The sequence below is a fragment of the Chryseobacterium sp. PCH239 genome (genome assembly GCF_018924625.1).
GTDB lineage: Bacteria > Bacteroidota > Bacteroidia > Flavobacteriales > Weeksellaceae > Chryseobacterium > Chryseobacterium cucumeris.
In genome coordinates, this window is record NZ_CP073027.1 from 2,902,268 (window position 1) to 2,919,536 (window position 17,269).

The 17,269-nt window shown below is 36.2% G+C and carries 15 protein-coding genes and 2 pseudogenes; 13 read left to right on the top strand and 4 right to left on the bottom strand.

Annotated features, from left to right (window positions below):
- Positions 1 to 2: 2 nt before the first annotated feature.
- From KBP46_RS13460 to KBP46_RS13475, 4 genes and pseudogenes are all read left to right on the top strand, one after another.
- The gene (locus KBP46_RS13460) at positions 3 to 2,594 is read left to right on the top strand and encodes a TonB-dependent receptor (protein WP_216443468.1); all 2,592 of its coding nucleotides are present in this window, start codon (positions 3 to 5) and stop codon (positions 2,592 to 2,594) included.
- Between the two features lie 86 nt (positions 2,595 to 2,680).
- Positions 2,681 to 3,112 carry a hypothetical protein gene (locus KBP46_RS13465; RefSeq protein ID WP_034691532.1) on the top strand — a complete coding sequence of 144 codons (432 nt, stop codon included), beginning with the start codon at positions 2,681 to 2,683 and terminating at the stop codon, positions 3,110 to 3,112.
- A gap of 67 nt (positions 3,113 to 3,179) precedes the next feature.
- Positions 3,180 to 4,172: an aspartate-semialdehyde dehydrogenase gene (locus KBP46_RS13470; protein WP_062673335.1), complete on the top strand. Its 993-nt coding sequence runs from the start codon at positions 3,180 to 3,182 to the stop codon at positions 4,170 to 4,172.
- 58 nt (positions 4,173 to 4,230) lie between these two features.
- Positions 4,231 to 5,237, top strand: a pseudogene (locus KBP46_RS13475) (cation diffusion facilitator family transporter).
- Positions 5,238 to 5,255: 18 nt separating this feature from the next.
- On the opposite strand, the pseudogene KBP46_RS13480 reads toward KBP46_RS13475, so the two are convergent.
- Both KBP46_RS13480 and xrtF read right to left on the bottom strand, forming a co-directional pair.
- Positions 5,256 to 5,692: pseudogene (locus KBP46_RS13480) on the bottom strand (exosortase F system-associated protein).
- Positions 5,679 to 6,209 (bottom strand): exosortase family protein XrtF, encoded by a 531-nt coding sequence (xrtF, locus tag KBP46_RS13485; protein WP_062673329.1) that lies wholly within the window; start codon positions 6,207 to 6,209, stop codon positions 5,679 to 5,681. Before xrtF ends, KBP46_RS13480 begins: the two are co-directional and overlap by 14 nt.
- A gap of 229 nt (positions 6,210 to 6,438) precedes the next feature.
- Here xrtF and KBP46_RS13490 point away from each other — a divergent pair, with 229 nt between their 5' ends.
- The 7 genes from KBP46_RS13490 (at position 6,439) to KBP46_RS13515 (ending at position 10,890) form a co-directional block, all read left to right on the top strand.
- A complete protein-coding gene (locus tag KBP46_RS13490; RefSeq protein ID WP_216443469.1) occupies positions 6,439 to 7,458 on the top strand; it encodes an aminoglycoside phosphotransferase family protein in 1,020 nt (339 codons plus the stop codon).
- A gap of 101 nt (positions 7,459 to 7,559) precedes the next feature.
- Entirely contained in the window at positions 7,560 to 7,967 is a 408-nt protein-coding gene (locus tag KBP46_RS13495; protein ID WP_062673324.1) for an RNase adapter RapZ, read from the top strand.
- Positions 7,968 to 8,059: 92 nt separating this feature from the next.
- Positions 8,060 to 8,773: a nucleotidyltransferase family protein gene (locus KBP46_RS13500; RefSeq protein WP_062673322.1), complete on the top strand. Its 714-nt coding sequence runs from the start codon at positions 8,060 to 8,062 to the stop codon at positions 8,771 to 8,773.
- A 9-nt stretch (positions 8,774 to 8,782) separates the two neighbouring features.
- Positions 8,783 to 9,535 carry a TIGR00730 family Rossman fold protein gene (locus KBP46_RS13505; RefSeq protein ID WP_062673320.1) on the top strand — a complete coding sequence of 251 codons (753 nt, stop codon included), beginning with the start codon at positions 8,783 to 8,785 and terminating at the stop codon, positions 9,533 to 9,535.
- 58 nt (positions 9,536 to 9,593) lie between these two features.
- A complete protein-coding gene (locus KBP46_RS23785) occupies positions 9,594 to 9,809 on the top strand; it encodes a hypothetical protein (protein WP_253297042.1) in 216 nt (71 codons plus the stop codon).
- Complete coding sequence (locus KBP46_RS23790; protein ID WP_253297043.1) at positions 9,806 to 10,063, top strand: DUF6702 family protein; 258 nt, start codon at positions 9,806 to 9,808, stop codon at positions 10,061 to 10,063. The genes KBP46_RS23785 and KBP46_RS23790 overlap by 4 nt, the downstream gene beginning before the upstream one ends.
- A gap of 275 nt (positions 10,064 to 10,338) precedes the next feature.
- Positions 10,339 to 10,890 carry an inclusion body family protein gene (locus tag KBP46_RS13515; RefSeq protein ID WP_034691547.1) on the top strand — a complete coding sequence of 184 codons (552 nt, stop codon included), beginning with the start codon at positions 10,339 to 10,341 and terminating at the stop codon, positions 10,888 to 10,890.
- A 93-nt stretch (positions 10,891 to 10,983) separates the two neighbouring features.
- Here the strand turns inward: KBP46_RS13515 and KBP46_RS13520 are convergent, their stop codons facing one another.
- Together KBP46_RS13520 and KBP46_RS13525 are read right to left on the bottom strand one after the other, a co-directional pair.
- Positions 10,984 to 12,390, bottom strand: a complete 1,407-nt coding sequence (locus KBP46_RS13520; protein ID WP_216443470.1) for a DUF5689 domain-containing protein — start codon at positions 12,388 to 12,390, stop codon at positions 10,984 to 10,986.
- Between the two features lie 25 nt (positions 12,391 to 12,415).
- The gene (locus tag KBP46_RS13525; RefSeq protein ID WP_062673315.1) at positions 12,416 to 15,295 is read right to left on the bottom strand and encodes a carboxypeptidase-like regulatory domain-containing protein; all 2,880 of its coding nucleotides are present in this window, start codon (positions 15,293 to 15,295) and stop codon (positions 12,416 to 12,418) included.
- Positions 15,296 to 15,541: 246 nt separating this feature from the next.
- On the opposite strand from KBP46_RS13525, the gene KBP46_RS13530 reads away from it, so the two are divergent.
- Positions 15,542 to 16,732 carry an endonuclease gene (locus KBP46_RS13530; protein WP_216443471.1) on the top strand — a complete coding sequence of 397 codons (1,191 nt, stop codon included), beginning with the start codon at positions 15,542 to 15,544 and terminating at the stop codon, positions 16,730 to 16,732.
- 50 nt (positions 16,733 to 16,782) lie between these two features.
- Positions 16,783 to 17,202 carry a DUF6146 family protein gene (locus tag KBP46_RS13535; RefSeq protein WP_062673311.1) on the top strand — a complete coding sequence of 140 codons (420 nt, stop codon included), beginning with the start codon at positions 16,783 to 16,785 and terminating at the stop codon, positions 17,200 to 17,202.
- The last annotated feature ends 67 nt before the right edge of the window (positions 17,203 to 17,269 follow it).

Here is a 17,269-nt window from a genome sequence, read left to right on the forward strand (position 1 = left end):
TTATGAAATTAATCAACAAATCGATACTAACTGCGGTTATTACATTATCTACAGCTAGTGTTTATTACGCTCAAGAAGTTCAGGATTCTACGAAAACTAAATCTAAGGACATTGAGGAGGTAATCTTAAGAGGTGTTACAGATATCGCTAAAGATAGAAAAACGCCTGTTGCAGTATCTACTATTAAAGCTGCACAGATTTTAGAAAGACAAGGAAACCAAGAACTTGTCGAAATACTAAACACAACACCTTCTGTATATGCTACAAAAGGAGGTGGTGGTTTCGGAGACTCTCAAATTGTTATGCGTGGGTTTGAGTCCAGAAACATTGCAGTAATGGTAAATGGTATGCCTGTAAACGATATGGAGGGCGGTACTGTTTATTTCTCAAACTGGACTGGATTATCTGACGTAACAAGTACATTGCAGGTTCAAAGAGGTTTAGGATCATCTAAATTAGCGATTGCTTCTGTAGGAGGTACAATGAACTTCATTACCAAGTCCGCAGACATGAAAAGAGGTGGGGTTATTAGATTAGGAGTTGGTAACAATGACTATTTAAAAACATCTTTTGCTTATAATACCGGAAAATCTAAGGATGGTGTTTCCGCATCATTCTTAATGAGCAGACAAGCCGGAGGTACTTATATTGAAAATACTGATTATGAATCTTATGCATATTTCTTTGCATTAGGTTATGAAATCAACAAAAAACATAACTTACAGTTCTCAATTACTTCTGCACCTCAGTGGCACGATCAAAGAACTTTTGCACCGACTATCCAAAACTATATTAACTATAACCCAGATCATGACGGGACTCCATATAGAAGATATAATTCAGATTTTGGTTATTACACAGATTCCAACGGAAATAAAGTAGCTTTAGCAAACAGAGCCAACTACTATTCTAAGCCGGTGATGATGCTAAACTGGGACTGGACAATGAATGAAAAGTCTAAATTAAGTACAGTTTTATACATGTCTAACGGTAGAGGTGGTGGAACAGGTGATTTAGGACGACTAGGAAATAAAAGTATCAATGATGCCAGCTTTACAGATGCTTCAGGACACATTAACTATGATGCTCTTTTTGCAGCTAACGCAGCGGTTAATTTAAATACTGCAGGTGCAGGAAGCACAATTGTTCGTCGATCAAGTATCAATTCACACAACTGGTATGGTATTTTAGCAAACTTCCAACATAAAGTTAATGATAACTGGAATTTCTCAATCGGTACTGACGACAGATACTACTACGGTTACCATTATCAGGTGCTTACAAACCTTTACGGAGCTAAAGGATATAAAGATGCGGCTAACAAAAACATCGCTACACCTAGAATAGTAAATGCACTTTATGATTACAAAAAACTTTCGTGGAATCCTTTCGGAGGAAAATTAGCTCCAGCTGAAGATCAGGTAGGGTATAGCAATGACGGAGAAGTTATTTGGTACAGTGGATTTGCACAAGTAGAATATACTAAAAATAATCTATCTGCATTCTTACAAGGTTCCGTATCTAATCAAGGTTACCAGAGAATTGATAACTATGTAGTAGACGGAAGCACATTAAGAGGTCAAACCATCAACACGAAAACAGGATTTAAAAATATTTTCGGATATAATATTAAAGGGGGTGCTAACTATAACATTAATGAGCAGCATAACGTATTTGCTAACTTAGGTTATTATAGCAAGCAACCATTCCTTAACACAGTTTATCCAAGTAACCAACAGCTTGTTAACCCTTATTTAACGAACGAGAAAATTTCTTCAGCAGAAGTTGGTTATGGGTTCAGGTCTGCAAAATTCACTGCTAATGTAAACGTGTACAGAACACAGTGGAAAGACAGATGGTTGAGAAAAACTAGCCAGACTTTCACTTTAGCTGATGGTACAACGACTACAGGTTATTCTGAAATCAATGGTATTACAGAAGTTCACCAGGGAGTAGAATTCGATGGAGTTTACAAACCAAACCGTTTCTTAGAAATTCAGGGGATGTTCTCTTGGGGAGATTACTATTATAAAGGAAATGCTAATGTAGCTTCATTCGACGATAATAATAATCCTGTTACTTTAGCAGGTTCAGCAGGAAACGAACTATACTTAGATAAAGTAAAAGTAGGAGGTTCAAGTAACAACAGTATTCCTCAGATGACTGCATCATTAGGACTTACTGTAAAACCAGTAAAAGATCTTAATATTTTCGGAACATGGAGATATGTAGGTAAACTTTATTCTACTATTGACGCCGGAACATTCACCAATGTTGCAGCTCAGGACAGAGGAGTATTGAAATTACCTGACTTCAACTTATTTGATGTAGGTTTCTCTTACAAAATCAGATTACAAAACGAAGCTCAGTACTTCACAATCGGAGCTAACGTTTATAACTTGTTTGATAAAATTTATATTTCTGATTCTGCAACAAGTATATTTGGAACGGATAAAATTACAGCAAACAATGATCCTGATAAAGGAAAAACTTATGAAGAAGCTGGTAGAATGTACAATGGTATTGCAACGGGTAACCGTGCTTATTTCGGTTTCGGAACTACTTGGGCAGCAACCTTATCATTCAACTTCTAATAAAATCATAATATTAGATTTTCTCAATATCAATCCCGGCTTTGAGCCGGGATTTTTGTTATCTTTGTGTACAAAAAAATAGGATTATGGATTTTTACAACATTTTACTTAATGCCCACAAAGGTTTCGGGTATCTTGAAATTCTTTTGGTAACATTATTTGTCATTGCACTTTTAGCTACCATGTTCGGTTTCAGTGGAAAAGTGAACAAATTTTTGAAGAAAACAACGCTTTTCACGATGATTTTCTTCCACGTTCAGTTTTTATTGGGAATCATTATGTTGATCACCACGTTCAGCAAAGGATTAAATATGGGAGAAGTAATGAAAAATGCGGCATTGAGATTCCAATATGTTGAACATCCATTCTCTATGCTTATTGCGGCAGTTTTGATGACTATTGTCAACAAAAAAGTAAAATCCAATGATACTATTTCTTTAGGAGTAGTAATTATGGGATTGATTGCAGTAGGTTTATTTGCATTTGCATTCCCTTGGACAAGAGTCTTCGGGGCTTAAAACAGACAAAAAAATTATATGCGTTATAATTTATAAATAGTTTAATCTTAAATTTTTATTTAAATCAATGAAAGTAGCTGTAGTAGGTTCAACAGGAATGGTTGGACAAGTTATGCTTAAAGTTTTGGAGGAGAGAAACTTCCCTGTAACAGAATTAATCCCGGTAGCATCCGAAAGATCTGTAGGCAAGAAGGTGAAGTATAAACAGAAGGAATTTACCATCGTAAGCATGAAGGACGCTATAGCTGCCAAACCGGATATTGCTATTTTTTCTGCAGGTGGATCTACTTCTCTTGAATTCGCTCCTTTATTTGCAGAAGCAGGAACAACAGTAATTGATAATTCTTCTGCATGGAGAATGGATCCTGACAAAAAATTAGTCGTTCCTGAGATCAATGCTGATGTTTTAACAAAAGAAGATAAAATCATCGCAAATCCGAATTGTTCTACCATTCAATTGGTAATGGTTCTTGGGCCATTGAACAAAAAATATGATTTAAAAAGAGTAATCGTTTCTACTTACCAGTCTGTAACAGGAACAGGTAAAGCTGCTGTAGACCAGTTAAACGGTGAAATCAGCGGAGATGAAACTACTGAAAAAGTATATCCATATCAGATCTTCAAAAATGCATTGCCACACTGTGATGTATTTGCTGATGATGATTACACAAAAGAAGAGATCAAACTGATGAAGGAACCTAAGAAAATTTTAGGAGACGATACCTTTAACTTAACAGCAACTGCTGTAAGAGTTCCGGTTCAGGGAGGACATTCTGAAAGTGTAAACATCGAATTCGAAAATGAATTTGAACTGGACGAAGTAAGAAAAATCTTATCTGAAACTCCTGGAGTAATCGTAATGGATGATGTAAAAAACAACCACTACCCGATGCCTCTTTATTCAGAAGGAAAAGATGAAGTTTTCGTTGGAAGGATCAGAAGGGATCTGTCCCAGCCCAAAACGCTCAACCTCTGGATCGTTGCAGACAATCTGAGGAAAGGAGCAGCAACAAACGCTGTACAAATTGCAGAATACCTGGTAGCAAACAACTTAGTATAAACTAACAAAAATAAAAAGAGTCTCAGAATTGAGATTCTTTTTTTTATCAAACACTTATATGAATACCCAGAAAAATACCCACAAAGAGAAAATAGGATTTCAAAAGCTTATTGCCACATTTGGAATTATCCTTTTTATCGGAAAGATCATTGCCTGGAAACTGACTAATTCTGATGCTGTTTTTTCTGATGCCATGGAAAGCATCGTTAATGTCATCAGTGCATTTATGGGATTGTATTCTCTTCATCTTGCAGCGAAACCTAAAGATGAGGATCACCCGTATGGCCATGGGAAAGTAGAATTCGTGACTTCCGGAATTGAAGGAGCTTTGATTGCCATAGCCGGTGTTATGATTATCTACGAAGGAATTCACAGCCTTATTGTAGGAAAAACACTCAGTAAAATTGATCTTGGGATATGGATTATTGCAGCCACTGCAGTTGTTAATTACCTGCTGGGATATATCTCTATAAAAAAGGGGAAAGAGAGAATTCTCTGGTTCTTATTTCGTCCGGTAAACACCTTCAGTCCGATACCATTACCACCCTTGGCGTAGTGGTCAGTTTAATCATTGTTTATTTCACCAAAATCTATTGGCTGGATTCTGTAGTAGCATTAAGTTTTGGACTTTATATCATATTTGTAGGCTATAAAATCGTCCGAAAATCTTTAAGCGGAATTATGGATGAACAGGATCCTGAAATATTAAATCAGGTGATTAAAATCCTTGAAGGCAGCAGACATGTAGAATGGATTGATGTACACAATATGAAAATACAGCAGTTTGGTGCTTCCCTTCACATTGATGCGCATATTACCCTTCCCTGGTATTATGACCTTCGCGATGCACACAATGAAATGGAAAAAGTAATTCTCCTTCTTGCTAAAAATATAAAACGCAATATTGAATTCAATTTCCATATGGACGACTGTAAACCAATTTCATGTCCGGTTTGTCAGATCAAGGAATGTCCTGTCCGCGAAAAAAAATTCGTTAAACGTGTAGAATGGACTCCGGAAAATGTAACGAGTGTGGATAAACACACAATTGTTGAGGGAGAATAAAAATTCGGATTCTCTTTTCTAGCCTTGTTCACCGCCCATCTTCTTCCTATAATAGAACATCGGTACTATCAATAGTATAATCAAAGGCTGGATGACAAATCTTCTCATATAAAAAGAAAAAGATATCCTATTTCAAATTTGTTATGAATACAGTACAGGTAAATCGGGAATGTAATAGCAAAAACGACAATCATCATTACAGCTCCCTGTATGGTCCAGTTCTTATTTTTGAATAACCCGTAAATAATCAGGCAGGAAAAAAGAAGATTTAAAATAAACCTGAATACATGTCCTGCAATCAGTTTTCCCCATTCAAAGGCAGGGAACTCAATATGTTTATTGGCTTCGTGAAAGTAGTCTAAAAATGGGTCATAAAAAAGAGTACCTTCCAAAGCTCTTACCCCTATCAATCCGCATATACCTGCGATAACCAGAAACCAGCTAAGAATTTTCATGTTTTAAGGCAAAAAATTTAATCCAGATCAGCCAAAGGGCAACCACACTTCCATAAATAATGGAAGGGAAAATAAAATCGTGAAACATCTTTCCGTATTCTTTATGATCTGACATGACAATATTCAATCCTATAATTCTTAAAAGATTGATAACATACAATAATACCAGTCCCGCTCCCACAAAAACAAAAGTTTTCGTTCCTTTATAAAAAGCAAAAACAAAAGACACAAATAAAATGATAACAGAAATCGCATTACAACCCTCCACCATTCTCGTCACATAATTCTGTTTAACATAAAACCAAACCTGTTCGTTCTTTAGATCGTCATAAAGTTCTGTAGGGTAACCTATCGAATTCTGAACAGCTGTCACCTGATTGGCTATCATCTTTGAAAAAGAATCCAATCCGGAGTCTTTCCCACTATTCAGATAGAACTGATAGGCAAAGAGCAGCACCAGATAAATAATAATAAAACGCAATAAGATACCCAAAACAGGTTTAAAGTCTTTCAGCATAGTACAAAGATAAAAATTAGTGTGTAATATCCTGAATTTGAATAAAGAAAGTTAAAAACAAGAGTTCAAACCATATAATTACCAGACTTACATTGAAAATTTTTCACAAAAACAATTAATAAAACCAAAATTCTACATCTCCATGATAATAACTCTTTGATCTTCATCCATCACTTCTTAAATCTATCATTTCCAACTCATGTTAATTTAGTATATTTGTTTCCATATTATGACTTCTGAAAACGCAAAACGATTTTTTGAAAACCATATAGGTAAAAAATCTTCCGAATTCGTCACATTAGCTCAAAGCGGCTCTGCGAGGGTAAATTTTCTGGCCACTGCCGGTACTGAGAAATACATTATCACGTACAATGAAAATATTCCGGAAAATGAAAGTTTTCTTTACTATTCCGAAGTATTCGCTGACCTGAGTCTTAATACTCCTTCCATCCTCGCTGTTTCAGATGACAGGAAGATGTATATCCAGGAATTTTTAGGGCAACAAACACTTTCCGAGGTGATTACAAAAGAACAATTATCTCCCAATATAAAATCTTTGGTTCAGCAGACTTTACAAAAGCTTTACCAATTGCAGCTACAGACTCAGGGGAAAATTGATTTTTCAAAAAACTTTGAATATGAAAGTTATGATGAGCTTCCTGTGATTCATGATCTTTATTATTTTAAAAACTTTGTCGCCGATTTTCTGGAACTCGAATACAACAAGTCTACTCTTCTTAAAGAATTTAAAAAAATTGCAGTGCTCATTGAGAACCTTGAACCTAAAGGAATTATGATCCGCGATTTTCAGGCAAGAAATATTATGGTGAATGAAAAGAATGAAATCTCTTTCATCGATTACCAATCGGCTATGAAAGGCCCGTTGATGTATGATGTCATCTCTTTTCTTTTTCAGGCTAAAGCTAATTTCCCGGAAAATTTCAAACAGGAAATGCTCGAATATTATATTCAACAGTTTGAAGATCCTGAAACAAGAATCCAACTGAAAAATGCAGTAATGCCTATTCAGATGATGAGATTTTTACAGGTTTTGGGAGCCTATGGATTCCGAGGATTGATTCAGAGAAAGCAGCATTTCATGGCCAGCCTTGAGAAAGGGATACAAAATATTACCCAATTTGCAGACTCATGGGAACAGATGAATAATTATCCGGAACTGAAAAAAGTAATTCAGCAGTTAACGTCTGATAAGGCAAAGCAAAAAATTGAAGAAATAATAAATAAATAAGTCTTCGGCTCCGCTCAGACTGATAGATTGAAAATATTTGAGCAAGCATAAAGCAACTTCAACATAACTAAATAAACCTTAATGGTTTAAAAATAAAAAATATGCTACACATCGAGATACACAGTTTTTCATACAAAAAAGGAGGAATTCCCAAAGATAATTCCGGAAATGGCGGAGGTTTCGCTTTTGACTGCCGTGGAATCTTAAATCCCGGAAGAATTGAAGAATATAAAATCCAGACCGGAAATGACATCGGAGTTCAGGAATATCTGGAAACCAAAACAGAAATGCCAAAGTTTTTAGAACTTATAAAATCTCTGGTTTCCATCAATATTGACGATTATCTTGCAAGAGGCTTTGAACATCTTCAAATCAACTTCGGATGTACAGGCGGACAGCACAGATCAGTATATTCCGCTATAAAAATTGCAGAATTTATCAGAGAAAAATATCCTGAAGGAACTCAGGTAACTCTTCACCACGATGAACAACCGCAACTGAATAAATAAATGATAAGTGATCATTGATAAATGATTTAATTTCATTTATCGATGATACAAAGTATTATCATTCATCAATTACCATTTATCAATTATAAAAAATGAAAGCTTTAATTTTCGCAGCTGGAAAAGGTACCAGGCTTAAGCCATTTACAGATCATCACCCAAAAGCACTCGCCAAGGTAAATGAAATTCCGCTTCTGGAAAGAAATATTAATTACCTGAAAAGTTTCGGAATAAAGGATTTTGTTATCAACATTCATCATTTTGGAGAACAGATTGTTGATTTCCTGAATAAAAACAATAATTTCGGGTGCAAGATTGAAATCTCTGATGAAACCAATGAACTTCTGGAAACTGGTGGCGGCTTGATATTTGCAAGAAAATTCCTAGATCATGGAGAAGATTTTTTAATCCTGAACGCTGATATTCTAACAGACCTGAACATCAATGCATTGGTAGAATACCACAAAAAGATAAAAGATTTTGCTACTTTAGCGGTTTCGGACAGAGAAAGTTCGAGAAAACTCCTTTTCAATGATGATATGGTTTTGAGAGGCTGGCTGAATGTACAGACTGGTGAACAAAGGTTGGCAGAATTCAATAAAGGTTTTAGAGCCCTTGCATTCAGCGGAATTCATTGTATCAATCCTGTCATCTTCGAAAAAATAAAAAGAACAGGCAAATTCTCTGTTATGGAAGAATATCTGGATCTGATGCAGACCGAGCATATACATGGTTTTGTACACGACAGTATTCTTATTGATGTCGGAAGACCATCCTCCATAATAGAAGCCGAAAAACATTTTAAATAAATTTTTGCAATGGAAATTGATGGAACCAGGGATGAAAGTTTAGTAAATCCAGAATTTGATAGTAACGAAACAAAACTGCATAACAGTTTCAGACAGAAAACCTGGGACGAAACAATCACCAAAGACAGCTGGATGGTCTTCAAGGTCATGGCTGAATTTGTAGACGGCTATGAAAAACTGGCTAAAATTGGCCCATGCGTTTCTATATTTGGCTCTGCCCGACTGAAGCCGGAGAACAAATATTATGAAATGGCGGTAGATATCGCTGAAAAGATCACCAAACTAGGTTTCGGAATTATTACCGGAGGCGGCCCGGGGATCATGGAAGCAGGAAATAAAGGAGCTTTTAATGCCAAAGGGAAATCTATAGGACTTAATATTGATCTTCCTTTTGAACAGCATTTCAATCCTTACATCAACAAATCTTATTCTATGAACTTTGATTACTTTTTCGTGAGAAAAGTGATGTTTGTAAAATACTCTCAAGGTTTCGTAGTAATGCCTGGAGGATTCGGAACACTGGATGAGCTGACTGAAGCGATGACCTTGATTCAAACCAACAAAATTGGAAAATTCCCCATTGTTTTGGTAGGAAGTGAATTCTGGGGTGGATTACTGGATTGGTTTAAAGCAACTCTGTTAAAAGAGGGAATGATTGCGGAAGATGATCTTGATCTTTATCGTGTGGTAGATACGGCTGATGAGGCTGTAGCGCATATTAAAGCCTTTTATGATAAATATTCTGTAAATGTAAATTTCTAATTGGCATATTATTTGTGACTTATAACTAGCAAGTATGATTGTAAATCTATTAATTAAGATGAAAAAACTTTTATATATATCAGGAATTTTAACATTTTTTGTGTTAATGAGTTTTATGTATGTAGACTTTTTCTCTTCAATGACCAAAGTTGACTATATTGATGGAAGCAAGACATTGAAGTTTACCACAAAAATGAATACAAGCCATATCTCTGATGCTATTAAAATCAACCCTAACACGGCAGGATTTGAAGCAGAGGTAAAAAATATGTGAACAATAATTTTGATGTTTTTGTCAATGGGTCTCCCAAAACGATTACCTTCACAGGAAGTCAGGTCAGTGGAGAAACTGTATGGGTATATTTTGAAACCGGAGGTGTTTCGGATATCAATACCTTAAAGATTAAAAATACGATCCTTTTAAGCGCTTTTCCTAAGCAGATCAACCTGGTAAACATTGCCTACAAAGGCAGCCAGAAAACAATGAACTTCCAAAGAGGAAAAGAAGTGAATGAGGTTTCTTTTTAAACGAAAATTAGATTTAACCATTATAAAATGGGTGCCCTGTAAAGTTGAACTTTTCAGGGTATTTTTTTGAAGCTTTAAAAAGTCACTAAAAAGAGATTAATTAAGTACAAATACGTAATCAAAAATTTCAGCATTTCCACTCTAATATTTTCATTTTCAGCCATGTACATTTGTATTGTAATTACAACTCAATCAGTGAAGCCGTATCACTTTAATAACGGGGCGGAATCTGAAAAGCCCAATGAGTAAGAAAACACCAAACAAAACTAAATATCATGGAAGATATAGAACTAAAATCATCCAGTCAGGAAATTGATGTCCTGATCGTTATTGACACGGATTATGTAAGAGGAACGTATAAAAATCCAAGTACAGACCCTAATAATCCTACCGGAATTGATCATAACAGCCAACATATGATTGTTTCCAATGCCAACGCTATTTCCGGACAAGGTACAGCTGATCTGAATTTCAGTGCAAGAGCCGGAGATACTGTTTCTTTCAGGGGAACATCAATATACCAAAACTCCGATGATGCAGTAATCATCTATAATATTAAGTACTGGTCAGGCGATCAGGTTTTTAACAGCTTTATATACAATTCTGTGGAAAGAAAGAAGGCTGCCGTACCCAATTTGAATTCTCAAAATGGCCTTCCTGCCGCCAGCGCCGATATCACTTTTGCGAGTATCGACTCCAAAGTAAAAGCTACAGGAACAGAGAATTTCTATGTACAGTTTGGACTTTATATTTTAGATCCTAACGACAGTAACAAACAGATTCTGTACGGTTACTTTTACTGGGATCCAACAATTACGGTTAAATAAACGCAAGTAAAATCTCGTATAAATAAAAATCGGGCAGCTTTCAAGCTGCCCGATTTTTATAAAGTGTATTAGAATATATTTTATCCTAATGAATTACTCAATTTTGATGTTATCAATCTGAACATCATATATACCACCATTTCCTGTTTTAATCGCAAACATATCTTTTCCGGCTGTAGTGTTAATATCTGCAATTCCTGTAAGGGTAAGCTCAACTAATCTCCACTGTCCATTTGTATTGATAGAACCGTTGTAAGAGTTAGCACTTTCTACTCCTAAAGTAGCACCGGTAGAAAATGTTCCTAAGTTGAATACGTAGAAGCCTCCACCTGCTTTATATACGTTGAAAGAAAGACTTTTCCCTGTTGCAGTACCTTTGATATACATAGTAATTCTCTTTGGCACCGCTGGGATTCCTGTAGTAGCCACGGAGGTAAATACATAATCGTTAGCTGTAGGAGTTCCTTTGATCTGAAGTGAATTTGTACCATTATACCCAAGACCAACACCTTGTGTAGCGTAAGGCTTAAGACCGAAAGTATTTACACTTGATAAGAAAGATGTCCAGTTTTCAAAGTCAGAACCTGCGAAAAGGTTTACAGCAGAAGCAGACGGAGCATCAGGTTCACCCGGATTGAATCTGTCGTTAGGGAAGTTAATATCATCAAGATTTCTGATATAAGCCTGATCTGTGAAAATCGTTGCATTACTTGAGCTGGTAAAACGGCTTAGTAGAAGAACGATATCACCACTTTTTGCATATTTAGGAGAGATCGGCGATTTCGCAAAAGTTGCATAGTTACTGAAACGAAGATCTAATCTACCAGCCTTTTTATCAGTGATATAACGGTCTCCTGTTCCTGATTCATCAGCAAAAGTTTTTGTCAATTCAGGATCTTCGAACTGAACATTTTTAATTTTTACAAGCTGATTGATGTGAGCACCATTTTTAAGAGCATCAGCGATAGAATTAAACTCTAATGGCTTTATTGCAGTTACAACAGCCTTTTGTCCGTCACAAACTCTTGCCATGTAATTGGATAGTTTATTTGGGTTGATTCTACCGATAGGATAATTAGGATCAAAAGAACCTACTTTAATATTCCCATTAATACCTTGAACTATCAATCCTTTAAGATTGATTCTTACTAAAGATCCGGTAGGATAATCAAGATACTGATTTCCACCATCGATGTCAATTTCAATCCCTTGCGTCGGGTTTTCAGGTTTATCCTGAAGGAACATCATTTTATAGATATTTCCTGATTCATCACTTGAAGAAACATAAGCTTCAACAATGTAATCTTCTTTAATGATATCAGCTTCAGTTGGTTTTGCTTTTGCAATGGTAGCAAGATCAGTTAACGGGTGATTAGCTGCTGCAAATTTGTTGGTACATTTAATTTCCGGTAATTCATAATCATCAGTTTTTACACAAGACGAGAATGCAAGTATTGAAATAGCACTAAAGATCGCCGCTTTAAAATATATATTTTTCATTGTTTTCGATTTTTAATTTTAGTTTTTAGAATCTGAATTGAAGATTAACAAAATAAGATCTACCCTGATTATACCAATACTTTGGTGCAAATACCATATTGCCACTGTCATAATCATTAGCGTAATCAATATAGTTAACGTTTCTGGTCTGTTCAAATCCTCCTGTAATATAATTTCTGTTATTAAGGATGTTATTTACCGATGCAGACACCAATACATAATACTTACCAATCATCCAGGACTTCCCTGCATTGACATTGAAGAAGAATGCTGAAGGAAGCTTTGTAGGCGTAAGAACTCTTGCTAGTTCTTCATCATTTACCTGGTCATAAGGCACTCCTGGTGTGCCAGGATTGGTATAGAATCTGTCTGTTCTGGTCACCGGAGACGGGTCTAAGAATGAATGCCCAAAATAGTTCCAAGTTGCTCCTACCCACCAGTAGTTTTTAGTGCTGCTGTAACGAAGACCTAGTGTATATGCTTCCTGAGGAGTACCCCCTTGTCTGTAATTTTTAAGAGTAGCCTCACCCATGTTGGTATAAGATCTTGATACGATATTTCCATTTCCGTCAAGCTCTCTGAACGTTCCAACAGCGTCAGATGCAAAATAAACAGTAGGATTATTGGTATAAGTGTATTGTCCTAAGCTTAATAACCCACTGGCAGTTAAGTTAGGAGTTACTTTCACTTGTCCACCAAGCTCAATTCCCATATTTCTTTTATTTGCACCTGCCAGTACCTGCGTAATGAAAGCTCCATCCTGAACCGGAGCCTGATCACCACTTTCAGTAAGGTTTGTTAGTTTAACTCCCTGTGCAAAATATCTTTGTACACTTGTTTCGTTTTGAGTATTAACAAGGTAACCGGTCAATCTAAGTTTAACAATCGGAGTAGAGATTACATAACTCAGATCGTTGGCATCAACAACAACATTTTTGATACCAGGAGTGGTAACACCACTTACTCTGGTATTAAAGTAAATATCATTCAGGAAAGGAGACTGCGAGAAGTAAGCTCCGTTATAAACCAGGAAGTTTCTACCATTGATTTTATAAGTAACCTGTCCTTTAACACCAGCATTCCAAAAGTTTTGGTCTGCTCCTTTTCCGTAAGAAGACTCATACAGGTAGTGTTGGAATAATCCTTCTCTGCTGTTTGATGTATAACCAAATAATCCGGAAATAAAAACATCAAATTTTCCGGTGGAGAATTTGAAAGCAGGATTTATTTTGAATTCCTGTCTTCTGAAAATATAGCTGTACCCGATTTTATCCCCTTCTCTTTTGGCAACATCAGTATCGCTTTCTCTTGTATTGAATTTTCCCCAAACACTTCCTGCCGTGGTATTGGATGCAAATGGATCCATATTTAGGGCAAAATCAGCTCCTAACAGGTCATTCACTTCTCTGTACTGCTCAGATCTGTAGTTCTGGTAAGATAAGTTTAAAATAAAACGGGAAGTATCGGTGAAGTTATAAGTATAGTGGGTAGATACATTCCATACTTTATCATCTTTTACGTCATCCACAAGATAATAAGCGGCTCTTCTTCCTCCCAATAATGCATTGTATTCTACATTTCGGTTGGCATTATAAAGATTATCCCAGTTGATCTGTGTGTGTGACTGGTCATCATTGGTCCACCAGTCTCTTGTGATTCCGATGTTGGCAGCCTGCTCCGGAGACGGATCTTTATAGTTTAACCAATAGCTTGGCAGATTACGGTAATAAGTTGGAGACGGGTTATTAGCTCTGTACCAATCCAATCTTGAACTGTATTCTTTCCCAAACTGGTAAGAAACAGACGTCCATAACTGAGAGTTTTTATTGATTTTCCAGAAATCCTGTAATTGGATCATCGGCTGGAAACCTCTTTTCACTCTTTCATTTCTTTTATCTCCGTTTTGCCATCCCCAGTAAGAGTTGTAATGAACACCTCTGAAGTCATATACTTCCTGAGTACTTGGACTTGAAGAGCTTCTGGCATATTTAGAACCAATGGCATTTAAGGTCATGGTATGGCTGTCGCTGAATTTCTTCTCAATACCGACATATCCACTGTATGCATCATAAGCGGTACCATCCTGAATCCCTTCCTGTGCCCATCTCCTTGCGATCATTCCTGTAAATGCCCATCCGTTCTTATTCATTCCGGATGAAAATCTGTAGGATAATCTGTTGGTATAATTTCTGTTGGTCAGAGAGTATGTCAACTGGCTCCCTTTTCTGTACTCGCTGGCTTTTGTATTTTTATAAAATACTCCCGTAGTTCCTCCGAAGGCATATTCTGAAGGGGCATGGTTAGCTGCAATTTCCGGGTAACGGGTAATTTCGTTCAACCCTCCCCAGGTACTGAAGTCTACATCTCCATTATCAGCTGCAGCCATAGAAACCCCATTGATCATGTTCTCACCTGTTCTGCTATCAATTCCTCTTGGACGGAACCAGTAGGGGCCTAAATCAAAACTTGCAATTCTGCTGAAAACATCCTGAGAAGATTGCAATAAACCTACCGTGGCCGTTTGCTGTGCACCACCGCCATCACTTTCTCCAGAATCTTCTATGATAGCTAACCCTTGATCAGCACCATTCAGTGCAGAATAAAGAGTAATTACTCCAAGATCTTTTCTTTTCTCATCACTGGTTACGTCAAATTCAAAAATTTTAGTTTCAAAATTGGGTTTTGTAACCATAATCTGATAATGTCCAGGCATCAAATCTTTAAATTGGAAATATCCGATTTTGTCTGCCTTTGCATCATTTCCTGCTCCTTTTAAATCTACACTTGCTTGCTCAACAGGCTTGCCATCCGCATCCTTAAGATACGCAAACACAGTTGTCTGCGCATAATAATAAGACGCAGGCAGCAAAGTAAATAAAGAGATCAATGATAATTTTTTAATCATGAGTATATTTATTTTTTAATACTTTTATTGTTAATTTTCAACAGTTTAAAAGTTGGGGGCACAAAATTAATCAAATTTTGCAATTCAGAACTTTTTTAACGTTATTTTTCCTTAACATTGCAATCTTTTAAGAATCATTATAAAAGAGAGCTTCAAATTACTGCTTTTAAATTTACAAATATTTAAAACGCAGCAAGTTAAAAAAAAGTAAATTTGTAATTAATAGTATAATAAAACTCCAAAGAGATGAAGAGATTTTCGAGTCTGTTTGCCCTGTTTATTTCGATCGTGGCATTCTCCCAACAACAAGGAAAACTGAGAAAAGTAGCAACCGTAGGTTTCTTAAATGTAGAAAACCTTTGGGATACTATCCGCTCAGCTGATTATATTGATGGAACCAAAGACATTAAAAACCCTGCTTTCCACAGAAGTATCCCTATGGATTCTATTCAGTTTCTGGAAGCAGAAAAATACGACGGACCCTGGAGTGACGGTGCATTAAAAGGGAAAAAAGCAGTAAGAATTCAAAGTGGTTCTGAAGAATTTACTCCTAAAAGTGCTAAGAACTACGGATCTAAAATTTATAAGGCAAAACTGGCTAACGAAGCAAAGGTGATTTCTGAAATGGGAGCACAATATACCAAAACAGCTCCGGCAGTAGTAGGCTTAATCGAGGTTGAAAACAGACAGGTCATCCAGGACCTTGTGAACGAACCTGCTTTAAAGAAATATGACTACGGAATTATTCATTACAACTCTTATGACTATAGAGGAATTGATGTGGCATTGATCTATCAGAAAAGAAGATTTACCCCTACCAATTCATTAAAAAAAGAACTGGTAATTTACGGTGACAACGGAAAAAGAGAATACACAAGAGATATCCTTGTCGTAACAGGATTTCTGGACAATGAAAAAGTAGCATTTTTTATGAACCACTGGCCTTCAAGAAGAGGTGGTGAAGCAATTTCTTTACCTAAAAGAAATGCTGCGGCTGCCTTATTAAAACAGCAGATGGACAGCGTAAGGACTGCAGACCCTACTACCAAACTTTTTGCTATGGGTGACTTTAACGACGATCCTGTAAGCCCAAGTTTAAAAAACCATTTGAAAGCCCAGGCCAATCCAAAAGATTTAAGCGAGGAAACTCCTTATCTTAACCTGATGTATCCTTTATATAAGAAAGGAGTTGCTTCTTTGGCTTATCAGGATGCTCCCAACCTGTTTGACCAGATTATTGTTTCTAAAAACGTAATTTCAGATCAGGTAACTAAAGAATATTCTGTGTACAAAGCAGAAATTTTCGCTCCAGCTTATCTTGTCAATAAAGAAGGAAATTACAAAGGATATCCTTTCAGATCATGGAATGGAGATCAGTTTACAGGAGGCTACAGTGACCACTTTCCTGCATTTGTAGTTCTTCAGAAAGAACCATAAAAAAGTTAGGCACTCTTATTGGAGTGCTTTTTTATATAAATACCTATATCATGAAAAGTATTATTTTATTAGTAATGATTGCATTGGTACCTTTCAGCTGTTTTTCTCAGGAAACACCAAAGAAAGATAAAGAGCAACATGAAATGAAGCCTTCTAAAAATGAAGACGGAGAATGGGACCTTACGGTTATCGATACCCAATTCGATTATTTTCTGAGCGCTGTTGCCAGACCTATCAGCCAGTACACAGAATCTTATCTGAAGACAAAAAACACATTTTTGGTCAATGAGTGGAACAGCTATTATCATTCCGGCAGATACAGAAATATTATTGAATCCGGAATCGATTATGATCCTAAGGAAAATTATGGAATCAAGTTTGAATATAAATTATACCAGGTTTTCGCCTATGTAAACTGGAAGTATAAGCTAAGATTGAATGGATTATCCGGAAGCGATGCAATAAGATAAATTTAAAACAATCCTCAATAAAAAAGGTTCAGAGTAATCTGAACCTTTTCATTTTTATAATAGCTGA